Source organism: Flavipsychrobacter sp., from assembly GCA_041392855.1.
Lineage (GTDB): Bacteria > Bacteroidota > Bacteroidia > Chitinophagales > Chitinophagaceae > UBA5543.
In genome coordinates this window covers 2,267,994-2,285,704 of sequence record JAWKLD010000001.1, presented here as the reverse complement: position 1 = coordinate 2,285,704, position 17,711 = coordinate 2,267,994, and the positions used below count along the sequence as shown (strand labels likewise).

16 protein-coding genes are annotated in these 17,711 nt (G+C 36.2%); 9 read left to right on the top strand and 7 right to left on the bottom strand.

The features are described from left to right. The first annotated feature begins 132 nt into the window (after positions 1-132). On the top strand, positions 133-546 hold the full coding sequence (locus R2800_10655) for an Hpt domain-containing protein (protein MEZ5017501.1): 414 nt from the start codon (positions 133-135) through the stop codon (positions 544-546). A gap of 43 nt (positions 547-589) precedes the next feature. Here the strand turns inward: R2800_10655 and R2800_10650 are convergent, their stop codons facing one another. The 3 genes from R2800_10650 to R2800_10640 are packed head-to-tail and all read right to left on the bottom strand — an operon-like array spanning position 590 to position 2,734. Then, the gene (locus R2800_10650; GenBank protein ID MEZ5017500.1) at positions 590-1,411 is read right to left on the bottom strand and encodes a hypothetical protein; all 822 of its coding nucleotides are present in this window, start codon (positions 1,409-1,411) and stop codon (positions 590-592) included. Between the two features lie 13 nt (positions 1,412-1,424). Next, positions 1,425-2,249: a hypothetical protein gene (locus tag R2800_10645; GenBank protein MEZ5017499.1), complete on the bottom strand. Its 825-nt coding sequence runs from the start codon at positions 2,247-2,249 to the stop codon at positions 1,425-1,427. A gap of 2 nt (positions 2,250-2,251) precedes the next feature. Continuing rightward, positions 2,252-2,734: a sigma-70 family RNA polymerase sigma factor gene (locus R2800_10640; GenBank protein ID MEZ5017498.1), complete on the bottom strand. Its 483-nt coding sequence runs from the start codon at positions 2,732-2,734 to the stop codon at positions 2,252-2,254. Between the two features lie 109 nt (positions 2,735-2,843). Here R2800_10640 and R2800_10635 point away from each other — a divergent pair, with 109 nt between their 5' ends. Together R2800_10635 and R2800_10630 are read left to right on the top strand one after the other, a co-directional pair. Beyond that, entirely contained in the window at positions 2,844-3,800 is a 957-nt protein-coding gene (locus R2800_10635; protein MEZ5017497.1) for a pseudouridine synthase, read from the top strand. Between the two features lie 2 nt (positions 3,801-3,802). After that, positions 3,803-4,948 carry an amidohydrolase family protein gene (locus R2800_10630; protein MEZ5017496.1) on the top strand — a complete coding sequence of 382 codons (1,146 nt, stop codon included), beginning with the start codon at positions 3,803-3,805 and terminating at the stop codon, positions 4,946-4,948. 55 nt (positions 4,949-5,003) lie between these two features. Here R2800_10630 and R2800_10625 read toward each other — a convergent pair whose 3' ends face one another. Then, positions 5,004-5,828, bottom strand: coding sequence for a hypothetical protein (locus R2800_10625; GenBank protein ID MEZ5017495.1), 825 nt, complete (start codon positions 5,826-5,828; stop codon positions 5,004-5,006). Positions 5,829-5,968: 140 nt separating this feature from the next. On the opposite strand from R2800_10625, the gene R2800_10620 reads away from it, so the two are divergent. From R2800_10620 to R2800_10600, 5 genes are read left to right on the top strand one after another with little or no spacing between them, the layout of a single operon-like run. Further along, the gene (locus R2800_10620; GenBank protein MEZ5017494.1) at positions 5,969-7,177 is read left to right on the top strand and encodes a DegT/DnrJ/EryC1/StrS family aminotransferase; all 1,209 of its coding nucleotides are present in this window, start codon (positions 5,969-5,971) and stop codon (positions 7,175-7,177) included. Between the two features lie 6 nt (positions 7,178-7,183). Next, positions 7,184-8,053, top strand: a complete 870-nt coding sequence (locus R2800_10615) for a DUF58 domain-containing protein (GenBank protein MEZ5017493.1) — start codon at positions 7,184-7,186, stop codon at positions 8,051-8,053. Positions 8,054-8,059: 6 nt separating this feature from the next. Beyond that, positions 8,060-9,001 (top strand): hypothetical protein, encoded by a 942-nt coding sequence (locus R2800_10610; protein ID MEZ5017492.1) that lies wholly within the window; start codon positions 8,060-8,062, stop codon positions 8,999-9,001. Between the two features lie 5 nt (positions 9,002-9,006). After that, positions 9,007-10,005 carry a VWA domain-containing protein gene (locus R2800_10605; protein MEZ5017491.1) on the top strand — a complete coding sequence of 333 codons (999 nt, stop codon included), beginning with the start codon at positions 9,007-9,009 and terminating at the stop codon, positions 10,003-10,005. Between the two features lie 27 nt (positions 10,006-10,032). Continuing rightward, positions 10,033-10,692: an NAD-dependent epimerase/dehydratase family protein gene (locus R2800_10600; protein ID MEZ5017490.1), complete on the top strand. Its 660-nt coding sequence runs from the start codon at positions 10,033-10,035 to the stop codon at positions 10,690-10,692. A gap of 2 nt (positions 10,693-10,694) precedes the next feature. Here R2800_10600 and uvrB read toward each other — a convergent pair whose 3' ends face one another. Together uvrB and R2800_10590 are read right to left on the bottom strand one after the other, a co-directional pair. Next, positions 10,695-12,722, bottom strand: a complete 2,028-nt coding sequence (gene uvrB, locus R2800_10595) for an excinuclease ABC subunit UvrB (protein MEZ5017489.1) — start codon at positions 12,720-12,722, stop codon at positions 10,695-10,697. A 31-nt stretch (positions 12,723-12,753) separates the two neighbouring features. Continuing rightward, complete coding sequence (locus tag R2800_10590; protein MEZ5017488.1) at positions 12,754-15,279, bottom strand: DUF5686 family protein; 2,526 nt, start codon at positions 15,277-15,279, stop codon at positions 12,754-12,756. A gap of 237 nt (positions 15,280-15,516) precedes the next feature. On the opposite strand from R2800_10590, the gene R2800_10585 reads away from it, so the two are divergent. Beyond that, on the top strand, positions 15,517-15,924 hold the full coding sequence (locus tag R2800_10585) for a TerB family tellurite resistance protein (protein ID MEZ5017487.1): 408 nt from the start codon (positions 15,517-15,519) through the stop codon (positions 15,922-15,924). A 41-nt stretch (positions 15,925-15,965) separates the two neighbouring features. Here the strand turns inward: R2800_10585 and R2800_10580 are convergent, their stop codons facing one another. Beyond that, positions 15,966-17,666 carry a tetratricopeptide repeat protein gene (locus R2800_10580; GenBank protein ID MEZ5017486.1) on the bottom strand — a complete coding sequence of 567 codons (1,701 nt, stop codon included), beginning with the start codon at positions 17,664-17,666 and terminating at the stop codon, positions 15,966-15,968. Positions 17,667-17,711 lie beyond the last annotated feature (45 nt).

Below are 17,711 nucleotides of genomic sequence, written 5' to 3'. Positions count from 1 at the left end.
TACTAAATAGCAGATTTTTCCATTATGTTATTGTTATTCATATATTTATAGATGTAGTATTTTAGTATAAAATATATTTATATGATATTGTATGCTATATAATATTTATCAATAAATAACCATCTTTGTAGTATGAGTGAGCAACCAATAGTTGATTTTGGCTTTTTAGAAGAGCTGTCAGGTGGAGATTCAATATACAAGTTTGAACTTCTAAGTATATTCTTAAGTACAACGCCGGATGGGGTTGTCAATTTAGAACAACTTGTAGAAAAGGGAAAAGACTATGAAGCAATATATAAGCAAGCTCATGCACTAAAATCTAGTGTTGGCGTGATTAAGATTAGAGATGTGCATCCTGGAATGGCTAAAATTGAAGCATTAGCTAGAGGAATACATGAAGGAAAGGATAAGGCGAACGATAAAGAAAATAAAGAGGAGATAGTAACTACATTAAACAGCCTTTTGGAGACATTTAATGCTGCGTTACCGCTGTTGGAGGCAGAAAGAGATAAAAATGAACCTAAGCTTGAAGAAGATGATGAATAATAAAAAAGGCGGACTTTAGTCCGCCTTTTTTATTACATATTACTTAGATACCACCTATTCTTATACCAATACTAAGAGGGTATTGTGTTAGTGCAGTTTCGTGAAGAGGAGTGATTTGATAAGACGTATATAGTCTAAAATAGCCGTCTAAGCCCACTTGTGCCGTAAGACAGGCATTAAAATCATTAAAGTTAAAAGGGTCTCTGTTTTTTTGCTTGCCTCTTTCAGGAGATATTTGCTTGGTCCACGACGCAATTCTATAACCACCGGTTGCCCCTATACCATATACTAACCATGTTTTTTTACCAGCTTTAGTTTTAAACGTCAAATTGAGCGGTACGCTTAAGAAGGTAAACCCAAGTTTATTTTTAGTAAGATGAGCCAAAGTGTCTAAATGTAAGCTAGGTACAGTTTCATTAGTATATGTTATCTGTTTATTGAAACGGAAGTTGTACATCTGCAGACCTACACCTGAACTTATGATAATCTTTTGTCGCTCATACTTTTTCAGCAAATTCCAACCAGCTTCTACAAGCCACACATTCACATTTATAGACTTGCCTGAGTTAAGGTCAAAGAGGTTCTCATTTCTTGAAGCTTGTGGAACGTTCAAAAAGCTTTGAGCTGCTGTACTATTATAGTTAGTTTGGTCTTGAAGAGATATGATGCCTATATCGACACCTCCAAACTTTACATTAAAAGCTTCTTCTTTTTTATCTTTTTTCTTGTCCTTACTTACCTCAATACCTCCACTGCCTATAGAAATGCTGGCACTATTATTTTCACCTTTTTCTTTTTGAGCATAAGCTGTATTGATAATAAATAAACAACAAGCTAGTAAGCTAGATATCCTTTTTATATACATGATCGATTAATTATTAAAGTTTTGCAATTAATATTTCTTTATTCCCAATTTTTATTTTTACATCAGAGCCTTTTAACTGTTTTGCAGTAGCTCTTACATCACTTATTTTATTAGTAACTACTTTGCTGAGTTCCGTAAGTCCTGATGCACTTTCATTAAGTGCAAATAATGGAGCTACATTGTCTGCAAAATAGCCTGGTGTTGCTTCAATTAATGTTGGTGTGTAGGATGGTGTAGCTGGTATTGGCTTTAGGTCTAAAGCCGCAATGTCAGTTTCTTCAACCCCTTTTATGCCGTGGGCAACCATGTTTAATCTACTAGGTACTTCGTCAATAGTAACTTCCTTTGCTGATGGTAAAGGGTGCACATTATTTAAATCCTCCTCTTGCTGATGTATTTGAGGTGTAGACTTGGTACGTGCAACTATTACTTTGGTAGTAGACTCTTTTTCTACTTCATTAAGGGTGTTTATAGGGCTGCTGAGCTTAGTTGTATTTAGTTTGGTGTTGTTTTGAGCTATAGTCTTAGTTTCAACAGTATTTTTATTTAAAAATAGAACGAATAATAATGCAAGGATACCCGCAGCCATGGCATAGTATATTTTGTAGCTACTAAGATTGATAATCCCTGTTTTAGGCTCTTCTTGTAGTAGTGCCTCTTTATTGGAGAAGCTGATATTATTATCAGGTATCAAGATAGTAGCGGTATAGGCTTGTAGTTCGGCCTTGAACTCAGGGTGCAATGCTACAAAGTCTAATAAAGCCTTCTCCTCAGCTTTAGTTAGTTCTTTGTCTACATACAGTAGCGCATACTCTTCAAAATTTTCTTTTGTTACCATATCTATATCACATTTTCTACACTTACTAAATATTGTTTTAGCTTCTTCCTTGCTCTATGCAGATATACTTTTACCTGCGCTTCTGATAATTCCGTTATTCGTGCTATTTCGTCATATTTATACCCTTCATAGTCTTTAAGTAAAACTAATGCTCTAGACTGCTCATCAAGTTGTGTCAATGCACGTTCTAGTATTCTTTTCAATTCCGTATTAGGCTGCTCTACTTGTCTATAATCTTCTATCTCGTCATTGTGTGTTATTCTGTTATATTTTCTATATAGATCTATAGACTGTCTGTAGGCAACCTGAAACAAAAAGGCTTTAGCTTTTTCAGGTAAAACGTCATCCTTTTTTTGCCATAAAACAGCGAAGCTATTTTGAATCACATCGCGAGCGTCTTCCTCATTGCCTGTACATTTTAAGGCAAATCGGAAAAGTGCATCAGCCCACTCTTTCACGCAAGCGTTGTAATCCTTTGGCTTCATTCAGTTATTAAATCGTGTGTTCAGAGAAAAAGTTACAAACTTTCCTATATTTTATTTTTTCATGATTGGTTTACAAAGGTTGTACCTTTACAGACTCATATATATTAGAATGAAAAAGAAACCATCTTTTACAAGTAGTCGCAGTGCTAAAAAGCAATTACCACCTTGGGAATCAAAGAAAGCAACAGGTAAAGAAGAATTTAGTGAGAAGAAAGGTAGTACTGCAAGACGAAGGTCAGGCACCTTTTCGCCTAAAGAGTTTAGTGAGCAAGATAAGGTTAGAAAAGAGAAACCGTCTTTTGAAAAAAGGGAGGTGACTAAAGATGTGTATAGAGGTAGAAGACCTGAAAAGAAGTTTGAGCCAATGCCGCTGAATAAGTACTTGGCCCATAGTGGTTTATCTAGCCGTAGAGAGGCAGCTGAAATCATTAAAGAGGGTAAAGTATTGGTGAATGGGAAGGTAATGAAAACTCCTGGATATAGAGTTTTGGAGGAAGACAAGGTAACAATGAGTGGAAAAGAACTAAAACCACAAAAAGATCTAGTATATATACTGCTGAATAAACCTAAAGACTATATAACAACTACTGACGACCCTAAAAACCGTAAAACGGTTATGGCACTAGTAATGGGAGTGGAACAGCGTGTATATCCTGTAGGGAGGCTAGATAGGCAAACAACAGGGTTGTTATTATTAACTAATGATGGAGATCTAGCACAGAAACTATCTCATCCTAAGTATAATATTAAAAAGATATATCAAGTTACTTTGGATAAGCAAGTCACTAAGGCTCATTTTGATGAAATAATGTCTGGTTTGGAGTTGGAGGATGGGCCAATACAAGTAGATGCTCTAGCCTATTTAGCCAACAAAAATGAGATAGGCTTGGAGATACATAGTGGGAGAAACAGGATCGTACGTAGGATATTTGAACATTTAGGATATAATGTGACAAAGCTGGATAGAGTGATGTATGCGGGGTTGACCAAGAAAAATATACCTCGAGGAAAATGGCGTCAGCTTAATGAGAAAGAGGTTATCAGGTTGAAACATTTTAAATCTTAGATATGCTCATTAGTGCAACACGTATACACGATGGACTAGGGTGGATGCCCAGGGGTACAGTATTGGAAGTAGCAGACGATGGAAGTATCGCTGCAATACATGATGATGTTCCTGAAGAAGAAGTGACCTATTATGATGGTATTATATGTCCAGGGTTTGTTAATGTGCACTGTCATTTGGAGTTATCACATATGAAAGGTGCCGTGCCTGAGAAAACAGGTTTGGTGCCCTTTTTAGAGCAAGTAAATAGTACAAGGAACAACTATACTGAGGAACAAAAAATAACTGCAAGACATAAGGCGTTTAAAGAGTTACAGGAAAAGGGTATTGTAGCTATAGGTGATATTACCAACACCTCCGATACACAGGACTTGCGTGTTCAAAACAAAATGCATTTCCACAGTTTTGTAGAGAGTATTGGGTTTACTGATAGTCCCCAGCGTCAGTTTGATTATGCAATGGCGGTGTATCATGCATTTTGTGCACAAAAGCAAGAGGGTAAGTTACTTAATCAGTCAATAGTGCCTCATGCTCCTTATTCGGTATCTGAACAGCTGTTTGCCTTAATAGATGGTTTTGAAAAAGATTCCTTGCTATCCATTCATAATCAAGAGTGCGCTGCTGAAGATGAGTATTACAAGGAAAAGAAGGGTGCTTTTCAGTCTATGTTACATGGTATGGGTATAGACGATAATTTTTTCAAACCGTCCAATAAAAGCTCATTGGCCACTTATAGCGGTTGGCTGTCAAACTCACACCCTGTTATACTAGTACATAATACTTATAGTACGGGTGAGGATATAAAGCAGACTGAACAAAAGTTTAATGAATTGTATTGGTGCTTGTGCCCTAACGCTAACATGTATATAGAAAATAGGTTGCCAGATATCTCTTTATTGAGAGATAGCACTATTTGTATTGGTACCGATAGTCTGGCATCTAATCATCAACTATCTATATTAGCTGAGCTCCAAACAATTAAGAAGAATTATTTGGCAGCAGATTGGGATGATTTGCTGAAATGGGCTACGTATAATGGTGCCAAAGCATTGCAAATGGATAATGAGATAGGTAGCATAGAAGTAAGTAAAAAGCCTGGATTGTTGCTAATAAAGGATTTAAGCAAAGATGAAGTTGTAGTCCTTTAGGCAAAAAAATAGCTGAACAGACCTGTCCAGCTATTTTAGGTATTTGAATGTTTTGTTATTCCGCTGGTAAAGGTTCTTCAGCAGCTAGAGTATATGCTCGAGTTACATTTGTCATAGCCCCCTCAATTTTATTGCCATCTTTGTCTACAAGTGTTAACTCTATAGTTTGCTCGCCTAGAGGCATGTTATTTAAGAAGTAAGACTTCCAGTTAGTTACTACTATAGTAGTGTCTACAGCATTCCCTTTTATATGCGCCATTACATGGTTACCATCCTCACTTATTTCAGTATTCCAAAGGAAAAAGTCAAATAAAAGATTGTCAGTATTATTTTGGCCTACATAGGTGCCCTTTGGTCTGCTGTAGAACAACATAGGTTCTGTAGGAGGGTCTAGTTCTTGTATTGTGCCATTTTCATCTACTTTGAAATGATAGACAAGGCTAGCACCTTTAGTCTTAATGCTTTCGTGGTATGAACGAGATAAAAAAGCTAACAAATAGTGCTCACTATTTTTAGCTAATGTCACTTGATGCTCTGGCTTATAAAGAGCGGCATATGGTTCGTTGTCTAGTATAAAGTGAATATGTTGCCCTTTTTCTGAGTTAGCACACATTTTGGCCTCAGCATCGTTGGTCTGGTTCATAAGCTCATAGTTTTTCACATCAAACTGAAAACTAACTATGGCATTATTGTCTCCTTCTGGGGTAGATGTAACCTTCCCTATTGCTATTTGTGCACCTTCAAATTCAGGAGAAGCACTAACTTGATTAATGGATATTGGTGCCGCTGTCATAACCGTTTCTTCTTCTTGTGTAGTATTGTCATTACAAGCGGTAAATAGTAATGATGACCCTACCATTACAGTAAGTAATTTCTTCATAATTGCGGATTTTTTTTGTGTATAATGCAAAACTAAGGTTTATATATTGGGGATGATAACCCAATTTTTCAGAAAATTTTAGTAATTCATTAAAGTATATAAAAATACTATCTGTTACTTTTGTTCACTAAACATTTTATATGCCTGGATTTGAACTATTTGGCGACGAAGAGCGCAAAGAAGTAAATGACGTTTTAGAGACTGGGATCTTAATGCGTTATGGCTTCGATGGTGCTCGTAATAATACTTGGAAAGCTAATGAGCTGGAGCAAGAAATATGTAACCGATTTGGCAGTAAACATGCACAGTTGGTAAGTAGTGGTACTGCTGCACTTAATCTTGCTATGGCAGCTTTGGGCATTGGTGCAGGTGATGAAGTGATCATGCCAACATTTACTTTTGTCGCTAGTTTTGAAGCAGTGATTTCTACAGGTGCCATACCTGTTTTAGTAGACATTGATGAGTCACTAACACTAGACCCTAAAGCGGTAGCAGCTGCTATAACACCAAAAACAAAAGCTATAATGCCGGTACATATGTGTGGTAGTATGGCAAAAATAGATGAACTAAAAACTATATGTACACAACATAATTTATTACTACTAGAAGATGCTTGCCAAGCCATTGGTGGTACTTATAAAGGAAAGCATCTAGGAACGATAGGTGATGCAGGAACCTTTTCTTTTGACTTCGTGAAAATAATGACTTGTGGTGAAGGGGGTGTTGTTCTTACCAACGATAAAGATGTTTATACAAAATGCGATCATATGAGCGACCATGGTCATGACCATGTGGGCAATGATAGAGGAGCAGAATCGCATCCTTATTTAGGATTTAACTACCGTATCTCTGAATTACATGCCGCGGTTGGTTTAGCTCAAATTCGTAAGGTTGATTCGGTTTTGGAGATACAAAGGAGAAATCATCGCATTATAAAAGAGCAACTTGTTGATGTACCAGGTATAACGTTTAGAGAAATACCTGATCCGGAAGGAGATACTTGTATGTTCTTATCCTTCTTTTTACCTACAGAGGCTGAAGCAAGAGAAGGAATTGCTGCATTAGCCAAAGCAGGCATAGGAGGTAATTTTTATTGGTACGATAATAACTGGCATTATATCCGTAAATGGCAGCATTTGCAGAATGGCAGCTTTATGCATCGCTTGCATGATGATCAAAAACAGCAAGTACTACATTACAGCAATCAGGCTTTTCCTATCAGCGATGCTATTATGGGACGTTGTATAACATCTCTTATAACCCTAAAGATGACAGAAGAAGAGGCTAAGGCTCGAGGTGAACAGATGGCAATAGTATTAAAACAAATAGTAAAAGAAACTACGGTTTAATAAACTATGCTGACGACCGCTGAAATACTAAAAAAGGTAAGAAGGATAGAAATAAAAACTAAAGGGCTTAGTAACCATATATTCGCAGGCGAATATCACTCTGCCTTTAAGGGAAGGGGAATGTCTTTTAGTGAAGTAAGAGAGTATCAGCATGGTGACGATGTGAAGAACATTGACTGGAATGTAACTGCCAGATTCTCAACTCCCTTTGTAAAAGTGTTTGAGGAAGAGCGGGAATTAATTCTCATGCTTTTGGTAGATGTAAGTAGCAGTTCTCTGTTTGGAACAAATGAAAGGCTAAAGAGAGAACTAATTACAGAGATAAGTGCTGTATTATCTTTTTCAGCTGCCACCAATAATGATAAAGTTGGTGTGATATTTTTCAGTGACAAAGTAGAGCAGTTTATACCACCTAAAAAGGGGCGTAGTCATATATTACGTATTATTAGAGAGCTTGTGGCTTTAGAGCCAAAAGAAGAAGGTGGAACGAATGTAAAAGCAGCATTAGAGCTATTGAACCAAGTGCAGAAAAAAAGAGCGATCACTTTTGTGTTAAGCGACTTTATAAGCGAGGATTATGAAAAAGCATTACAACTTGCTGCTCGTAGGCACGACCTAGTTGGTATTCAAGTGTACGATAAACACGACAGAGAGTTGCCACACGCAGGTTTGGTTCAGGTTATAGATTCTGAAACAAAAGAAACAGCTTGGCTAGATACAGAAAGTAAAGCTGTAAGAGTAAATTATGCACATAGATTTGATACTCATAAAAAGTATTGTACTCAGTCGTTTAGAAAAAGTGGCGCTCAGTTGATGACATTAAGGACTGATGAGGATTATGTAAAAGTGTTACAAGGCTTCTTCAAAGGTAGATAGGTAATTATGAAGATCAGGATACATATCATTCTTTTATTGGCAACACTATTAGCTCCTTTGGCTGTGGTAGCACAAACTACCGTGTCAACAAAAATAGACGCAAAGGAGATAACTATAGGAGACCAAGTAAGATACTTTATTGAAGTAAAGGGAGATAAAGAGGGAAAGTTGATTTGGGCAAATATTCCTGACACCTTTAATACTCTAGAAGTAATTGAAAAGGGCAAAATTGATACCGTTACAAAAGACGGTGGTATTACCTACAAGCAAAGACTTTTAATTACAGGTTTCGATTCTGGGGTGTACCAAATACCTGCATTTGAATTTGCTGCAGTAAAGGGTGGCAATTCAACAATATTTTATACAGACTCTTTTGATCTGTATGTGCAGACCATACCAGTTGATACTACAAAACCATTTAGAGATATAAAGGATATTAAAGAGGTAGAGTTAACTTGGTTAGATCATCTTACAACACTCTTCTGGATATGGCGTGGTTTGTTGTTATTAACACTAGTGGTTATGATAGCATATACACTACTAAAAAAGAAGAAAAAGCCATATATCCCACCACCTTCGGAAACGCTACATGAAAGAGCTACTAGAATGTTAGGTGAGTTAGAGAGGAAAGAGCTATGGCAAAAAGGAGAGGTCAAGCAGTATTATGTAGAACTTACTGATATTCTTCGTTACTATATTGGTGGTCGTTATGGTATTACCGTTTTGGGGCTAACTACAGATGAGTTGTTAGATAAAATGAAAACGCATAAAGAGTTGACAATGCATAGAGGGATAATAGAAAGTGCATTAAGAATAGCAGATATGGCAAAGTTTGCAAAAGCACAACCATTGCCGGAAGAGCATATTGATGCATTTAATAAAATTAGTCAGTTCGTTTCTATTACAGTGCCCATAGAAGAGACTAACCCAAAAGAGAAGAAAAAATAATGAATATGCCTTGGTCACATATCAGCTTTGCACACCCATGGTATTTTCTATTACTTCTGGTAATACCTTTTATGATATGGTGGCAGCTGCGTAAGAAAAAGAACCATCAGCCAGCGATGCGTTTAACAACTCTTAGTGGTATTTCTGAGGTGAAGCCTAGTTGGAGAGTACGTCTATTGCCATCAATGTTTTTACTAAGGGTGTTGGCTATAGCTTCTTTGATAGTTGCATTGGCAAGGCCACAAAGTAGTAATGTTACAGAAAATATTGATAGTGAGGGTATTGATATAGTAATGTCTATAGATGTGTCGGGAAGTATGTTGGCTGAGGATTTAAAACCTAACCGTATAGAGGCAGCAAAGGAAGTAGCGGCAAAGTTTGTAGAGAGTAGAAAAACGGATCGTGTAGGACTTGTTATATTTTCCGGTGAGAGTTTTACTCAAGTACCTATAACTATTGATCATCAGGTTTTAAAAGAGCAGTTAAGTAATATAAAGAGTGGCCTGTTAGCAGATGGTACTGCCATCGGTATGGGTTTGGCAACAGGTGTTGACCGTTTAAGAGCTTCAAAAGCAAAGAGTAAAGTACTTATTTTACTTACTGATGGGGTCAATAATTCTGGCCTTATTGATCCTAGTACTGCTCTTGAAATTGCCAAGTCTTATAAAGTGAGGGTCTATACTATTGGTGTAGGTAGTAAAGGGCAAGCTCCATATCCTGTACAAACGCCTTTAGGTACACAGAAACAGATGATGGCTGTACAAATAGATGAACCCCTATTGAAAAAAATAGCAAAGGAAACAGGCGGTAAATATTACCGTGCTACTAATAATACCTCTCTTAACGCCATATATAAGGAAATAGACCAGTTAGAAAAAACAAAAATAGAAGTGAGTAGCTACAAGCATTATGCTGAGCTTTTCTTCCCATTTGCATTAATCACAATTGTTCTTCTGTTATTAGAGCTCACCTTGAGGTATACTATTTTCAGGTCAATAACATAATGGCTAATATCACTTAACTTTAGAGGTATGAAGTTACGTGTGATTATTACGGGTACAACAGGTATGGTAGGAAAAGGTGTACTATACGAATGTCTTGATAGTAATAATATAGAAGAAGTGCTGATTATCAATAGGTCTACTGTTGGAATCAAACATCCAAAATTGACAGAGATAATCCACAAAGATTTTTTTGACTTGTCTTCTGTTAAAAAGCGCTTGCAAGGTTATGATGCTTGCTTTTTCTGTTTAGGTGTTTCTGCTGTAGGTATGAGTGAGGAACAGTATACCGGGCTTACATATGACTTGACCATTCATTTTGCTGAAACTGTTGTAAGTCCTAATATGACTTTCTTGTATGTTTCAGGTACTGGTACTGATAGTACAGAGAAGGGGCGAAGCATGTGGGCTAGAGTAAAAGGTAAGACTGAAAATAAATTATTGTCAATGCCTTTTAAGAAAGCTTATATGTTTAGGCCAGGTGTGATTCTACCTAAAAAAGGTATACAGTCTAAAACAAGGTGGTATAATACGATGTACAAAATTACGAGACCTCTATTCCCGCTATTAGAAAAACTACCTTCAGTGACAGATACCGCCAGAGTAGGTAAAGCCATGATAAATGTAGCCCTACATGGTAGTGATAAAATACACTTGGAAAATAGGGATATTAATAACATTGCAAGTTAGTGTTACTTCATAGCCTCTAACTCTTTCTCTAAAGCTAGCATCTTATCGCGCAATCTTGCTGCTTCCATAAAGTCTAGATCTTTAGCAGCTTGCTGCATGTGTTTTTTAGTCTGTTTGATAATTTTTTGTAACTGAGTTGCAGTTTTATAAGTTACTTCTTCTTCAGCCGCAATTGTAGTTATTTCATCGTGTACAGCATACTGATTATTCTCATCAAAACCTTTAATGTCAAGTACTGATGTTTGTTGAAAAACTTCATCGGTACTTTTCCTAATAGTCATCGGAGTTATATTATGTTCCGTATTGTATTTTATTTGTTTTTCTCTACGTCTATTTGTTTCGTCAATTGTGCGTTGCATGCTTTCCGTCATTCTATCAGCATAAAAGATAACCAAGCCCTCAGCATTACGAGCTGCACGTCCTGCCATTTGTGTTAGAGAACGTTCGTTACGTAAAAAACCTTCTTTGTCGGCATCAAGTATTGCCATTAATGAAACTTCCGGTAAATCTAAGCCCTCCCGCAATAAGTTTACGCCTACTAAAACATCAATTTTGCCTAATCGTAATTCACGTAGTATTTCAACTCTTTCCAGTGTGTCTACTTCGCTGTGTATATACTTGCTTTTGATATCTATACGTTTCAAGTACTTGTCCATCTCTTCTGCCATGCGTTTAGTAAGGGTGGTTACTAACACACGGTCATTTTTCTTAACACGTTTGTCTATTTCATCAAGCAAGTCATCTATTTGGTTGGTACTTGGACGAATCTCAATTGGGGGGTCTAAGAGCCCAGTAGGTCTCACAACTTGTTCGGTAACGACACCTTGTGTGCGATGCAATTCATAATCGCCTGGTGTAGCACTAACAAATACTACTTGATTTAATAAGCTTTCAAATTCTTGAAAATTAAGGGGTCTGTTATCCAATGCACTTGGTAGTCGAAATCCATAATCAACAAGATTTAGTTTCCTACTTCTATCTCCACCATACATGCCGCTTACTTGAGGTATGGTCACGTGGCTCTCGTCAATAACCATTAGAAAATCATCAGGGAAGTAATCTATTAAACAGAATGGCCTAGTTCCTGGTTCTCTTCTATCTAAAAAGCGTGAGTAGTTTTCTATACCATTACAAAAGCCTAGCTCTTGGATCATTTCCAGATCATAGCTTACACGTTCTTTAATGCGCTGCGCTTCCAGTGGTTTGCCAATACTAATGAAATACTCTTGCTGTGCATTCATCTCATCTTGTATCTCATGAATGATACTTGCCATCATGTCCTTAGGTGCAAGATAAAGGTTGGCAGGGAAAATGGCCGCATTATCCAACCGCGCAATACGTTTGCCTGTATCAGTTTCAAAACTTTCAATTTCCTCAACCTCATCTCCAAAAAATGTGATACGATAGCCATAATCTAAATAAGGGAGATTGATATCAACTGTATCACCTTTTACACGAAAAGTTCCTCTGGCAAACTCTCCTTGGCTACGCATATATTGAGCACTAACGAGGTGATGTAAGAATCCATTACGACCTACATTGTCTCCTGTCTTAAAACGAATGATACTATTAGTATATTCTGTTGGGTTACCCATACCATAAATACAGGAAACAGATGCCACCACAATAATATCTCTACGGCCACTTAGTAGGTTACTAGTAGCACGTAGACGAAGTTTGTCAAGTTCTTCATTTATTGACAAGTCTTTTTCTATATAAGTGTCACTAGTTGGTATATATGCTTCTGGTTGATAGTAATCATAATAGCTTACAAAATATTCTACTGCATTATCAGGAAAGAATTGTCGTAGTTCTCCATATAGTTGTGCTACAAGTGTTTTATTGTGAGTGATAACTAGAGTAGGCTTTTGAGTTTCTTGTATTACATTGGCCATGGTAAATGTTTTACCACTCCCAGTTACACCTAGTAATGTCTGAAACTGCTCTCCTGAATTTATACCATTAACCAATTCGGAGATGGCATGAGGTTGGTCTCCTGCAGGTTTGTAAGGGCTATGAATTTTGAACATACTCTGGCAAAGTTCGGGAAAATGTTTGGCTTTAAAGCTGTACTCTAAAACTGCCGAATATTCCAAAGTTTTGTTTGGTAGAATTGAGGTAGGGCTTGCTGGGAATATTATCTCCAGCTTTAGGGTTTAGTCTCCAAACCAAGTCTATTCTAAATACATTGAATATATTATCAAAGCCTGTACCTACTTCTGTATACATCCCGTTGTTTAACGATCGAATGTTATACTCCCCTAGGTCAGCTCTGTTTAGGTTTTTGTTAGTGAGATTAGCGTTGCCCCATAAGGTCTTTATGTTATAAAATTGACGGATACCAATTTTCCTAAATACAGAAATGTACTTTAAAACTTTCTGGCCTATGTTGTGCTCAAAATTCAAACCAGCATACTCATCACTAAAATATTCAAACCTATTCATAAGGTTGAAGGAGAACTTGTTGTAGTAAAAAGTTTCATTGCCTGGATGTACTTCTAGCATCATAAATGGTATGCCATCTCCAAACACTTTGCCAGCATATAACGTATATTTCACAATACCCCACCTAGGTATTAATATTTTCTGATAATAGCTCGCGTCAACTTTTTTGTATTCATATAATGTGTTGAATAGCGTAGGTAAGGATTGTGCATAATTTAAAGATAGAATCGGTAGCGTGCCTTTAGATAATCTAATATCCTTTCTAAACCCATCTATTATTTTTTCTCCCGGGGCATACCTTAAGCCTAGAGACAGCTCCACATTAGTTATCCTTTCGGTATTGAATATTTTATAGTCAAAAGGACCCTTTCTAGTTGGCCATAGTAAGGCATAATGTGTTTGAGAATAACCTGGTGTGATGGAAAAGCTGCTAGGGAAACGTTTTGTTATTCTCAATAAGCCTTGTTCTTGGTACAAGAATTTGCGCTTAATATTAGGGCGCCTAAGCATGCCACTAAACAGGTTGTCAATGCCTATGTCAGCATCAATATGTTTCTGTCTGCCATTATAGATATCGTTTTTGTAAGCAGCAAAAACATCAAGGTCATTTATAAATGAGTACCTAATGTCTGCACCCCCTTTAAATCGTTTGTCTTTATATCCATAGGCTATATAACTGTGTATACGAAAGTTCTTATTTAGCTTTTCGGTTGTAGAAATATCAAACCTATTTCTAAGTCCTTCAAGCCTATTGCCGCTTACCCATTTATACCAAGGGCCAATTTCAATTATGCCGAATTTCTTATAGCCACCTACAAAAAAGTTGAATCCATTCCTTATCTTTTTATATTCAGGCATTGCCTTTACAGAGTCCATTATCTCATACACTTGAAGTTCCTTTTGCGACAATGCTTCAGGGCGTAATTTAGTAACATCAATTTTTTTACATGTTACATCATTATAACTGTGTATGATTACGTTAGGGCCTTTACTGTTCTCTAGTTTTTTTCTAATAAACTTTTTGTCTGTTTTGATATTCTTTTGAAAGCTAGTTTTACTTGCTAAAACAGATAATGTGCTTTTTTTTAGAGGTGCTGCTTTTACTTTTAAGAAGTCTTTGTATATAACCCATTCGTCTTTCCCGATGAGTTGATAAGTCTGTTCGAGATATATGTCGTGGATGTAGTTGATATCTGCAGTTTCAGAAGCTGTAAGTGTTATTTTTTTTACTGCCCATGAGCTAGTGTCAACCCAACATTCCCCTTCAAAGACATTTTCACCATTTCGTAGTGGTTTGAATCGAAGTTGATAAAAAACACCATCGTCATTTATAATTGTATCACCACCGATATATTCATAGTTTTTATTACCACTATAATTTAGTGGACTAATAAACTCTTTGCCAAAAAGTGTAATGAAGTTGTCGTAAGCAGATGTTTTTTGATCTTGGTCTTCTAAGTATTCAAGTATAGATTCGTTATTGATCCCTGTACTTTTAAGCGCTTTTATCTCATTTCTTGTTTTATGTAATAGATTGCTACTATAAAAGTCAGAAACAGACTCTGTGAAAAATATAGGGAAGTATTTCTCACCATTTTTATTGCTATCTACAATTGTATTGATCTTATCCTTGAAAGGTTGCAGAAAGCGAAGGTTAGTATAATGGTCTATGTTGTTTATGTCTATCTCATACTTGTTATATAACTCGCAATAGAAGTAGTCATAGTCCTTAGGCTTATTATACTTCTTGTGGGATACAATTTCTCGCCACCAACGATAACCTTTTGTCATTTTTGAGCTTACAAAGACTTCGGATAAATGAGTAGGAATTAATAAGATTTTTAATACCTCCCTAGTCTCAATTTGTTTTCTGGCAATTTTGTAAGGTTTATAACCAACAAAGCTGATAATAAGGGTATCCTGTTTGTCTTTACTTAGAGGTATAGAAAAATGACCTAAAGTATCAGTTTGTGTGCCTATATGTGTTTTCATCCATATAGCTGTACCATATGCTACAGGTTCTAAAGTATTAGCATTACTTACAATGCCATTTATTTTACCTTGTTGGGCTACAGTACTATTTGTAGCCAATAGGCATATAATCAGCAGAAATGAGTAAATGAAAGCTGGTAGTTTGTGCATATAAGTACGCAAGTATTTATTGGCAACAGTTTATAGGACAATCAAACGACTATACACCCCTAATTATTAAAACATTAATAATACGATATATCTTTCAATACCTATAATTATAAGGCAAAATGTTGCATTTTGTATCCTGTTTTTTAATAAGATGATTCTCAAGAAAAGCAGGTTAGCAAATTTGTTGACTATATTAGTCATCTAAAAATTAATAGTACCTAAAGGAAATATCTTCGTATGTATTATAAAGAAGCAGTATTGTGTTTAATGTTTGCCATGGCAGAAGCAGATGGGGAAGTGGATAATAATGAACTAATTACAATTATCACTATGAAAAATATCTTTACAAACTATGATGAGGTTTCCATCATTGCTTTGTATAAAAGCTATCAGGTCAAATTTGCTGAAAGCTCTTTTGTTGAAATAGTAGGTGCAATGCTTAAGCAAATACCAGCAGAGTTACATATGGGAACTCTGTCCCTTTTAGCGGATGTAGCTGTATCGGATTTTGACGTTGATGGACAAGAAAGTGCTTCCTTTAGTATTATAGCTAATGCTATGAATGTATCTGATACTGCACTAAAAACAATACTACTTACATCTTTGTCAAAAAAGTTATTGATAGATATAGGTAAAAAACAATAAAGCCACCTATTTAGGTGGCTTTATTGTTTAAAGTAATCTATTTATTTTTTTCGTATTTCACGTATTTGCTCTGATAATTTGTTGTCAGGTTCTACCCACTCTACAAGAGTAAGGTACTTATCTGTATTAGGTTTGTCTTCTTTCTTAAAGTAATACAACAAAAGATACTGGTAAGCTTGCATTAGATCCTTGTCTTTAGGCCTTTCTGGATTGTTTTTATTTACATTTTTACTACCATCGTTAAATGTAGTTGTACTTTGAACATCTGTGGTTCTTGTAGCCCCGTTTGCGTCAGTAGTTGTTATTTTAGTATTGCTAGATAGTATAGTTGGTGCTCCGATGTCTTCTGCTTTAAGGTCAAGCCATTTTTCATAATGAGGAACTGCTAAACCTTGTTCTGCTTCATTGTCAATTGCTGCATTAGCTCTTCCTCTCCAGTATGGTGCAGATGGCTGATCCGGATAGTTTTTCTCCATCATAGCAAACAATGTATCAGCCTTACCATAACCTTGGCTATAGTAGTAATAAAGACCACCATAGAAGAAGTCTGTAGCTTTAGCATCGTTAGGAAATTCATTTACCAACTTCTCATACCAACGTGCTGTTTGCTCATATGCCTTTTGATTTTTAAAGGCTTGTGCAATATTTCTATAGCTATCAGATTTGTCTTTAGCTGTATCACTATTAGCATACTTAGTGAAGTAATGATCGGCCGAATCATTCATGCTGTTCATGAGCATGATACTACCATATTTTAAATAAGTAACACTACGTATCTTATCTTTAGGAGTTCCTGCTACATATTTTCTAATGTTTACAAGTGCATTTGTAGAGTCTTCTAATTCTAATTGACTAAAAGCTAGTATTCCGTAGAAACGTGGCTCTACTACACCAGCACTAATTAATTCCTTCGCTTTAGATATAGCACCTTTATAGTCTTCTGATAGAAATAGTATATCCATGTACTGTTCTTTATCAGAATTACTTTTATCAGAGTATTGCCAGTATTTTTCAACGTTCTCCTTAGCTAGCGCATATTTCCCTGTAAGGCGATAAGCGTTTGCTAAGTCGCGATAAGGTAATGGGTTAGTAGCATCAGCTTCTTGAGCTTTTTGCCAGTTCTCTAAAGCAAGATCATAACGTTTTGCGTCATACCATAATTTACCTATTCTAGATAAAGCCAAAGAGTTGTCAGGGTTATTAGTTACAACAGTTTCATAGTTGTTCATCGCTTTACCACCTCCACCTTGAACCTCTTGATAGGCGTCAGCAAGAGCAATTTGTACTTCAGGGAGTATTTGTTTTTCCAAGAATAGGTTATACCATTCTATTGCCTTTTGCTTGTCACCACCTTTGGTATAAGTTATAGCATCAGCAGCATAGCGGTAAGGTGTAGCATCTTTCTTTTTTGCTTTTTTAGCTAGATCTTCAGCTATTTCATTCCCTTTAGCAATATCTCCTGTTACAAAAGCTGCTCTAGCCATACCGGAGATGTTTGCATAATCATCAGGATATTTAGCAAAAATTGCTTTTGCAGCGTCAGTATTTCCAAGTTGTAATTCAGAAAGTCCTAAGTAATAATTGGCTACTGCATTACCTCCTGCTAAAGATGATAGTTGTTGTTTAGCGCTTTTGTAGCGCTCAAATCTATACATCTTTATTCCTTCTTCTAATGATTGAGCTTGTGCACTTATTGTAATTATAAGTGCTACCATCATTACTATAGATTGTTTAATCTTCATTAGTTGTATTTTTTATACAAATTGCTATTTATTGTTAGATATTAT